This window comes from Acinetobacter sp. F-1, from assembly GCF_022869025.1.
In the GTDB taxonomy this organism is placed as follows: domain Bacteria; phylum Pseudomonadota; class Gammaproteobacteria; order Pseudomonadales; family Moraxellaceae; genus Acinetobacter; species Acinetobacter pseudolwoffii.
The window spans coordinates 1-515 of sequence record NZ_JAJKFX010000034.1 but is presented as its reverse complement, the minus strand read 5'-3'; the positions used below and the strand labels follow the sequence as shown (position 1 = coordinate 515).

Annotated in this window: 1 protein-coding gene; it reads left to right on the top strand. The window is 36.3% G+C overall.

The features are described from left to right. The coding region (locus tag LOZ91_RS14550; RefSeq protein ID WP_244783467.1) for an IS982 family transposase at positions 1-515 on the top strand (515 nt) is incomplete at both ends.

Below are 515 nucleotides of genomic sequence, written 5' to 3'. Positions count from 1 at the left end.
AGCTGGTTAAAAGAAGATAAAAGCCATTTATTTAAGTACTTGCCTTGCTATCAAAGGATGATTCATCTGATCAATATGCATGAATTAGCTCTACACGCTTTACATGTGGCACTGATGAAAGGCCAAGGTACACAATATTTATGGACTGATTCAACAACTCTGCCAGTTTGTAAAAATCAACGTATTCAGCGTCATAAATCATTAATCCAAATTGCATCACGTGGTAGAAGCTCAATGGGCTGGTTTTATGGCTGTAAATTACATATTGCAATGAATCAATTTGGTGAAATTGCCTGTTCTGCTTTATCGAATGGACATGTTGCTGACATAAAAATGGTTGAGCAATTGGTTGCTGGTATAGAAGCAAAACTTTACGGGGATCGGGGCTACATCAGCCAAGAATTAAAAATTAGATTGAAAGATCAAGGTATTGATTTAATTACTTATCATCGGAAGAATATGCAGGCTATTCAACTCTGTGCATCAGATGAATATCACCTAAGACAACGCAATAA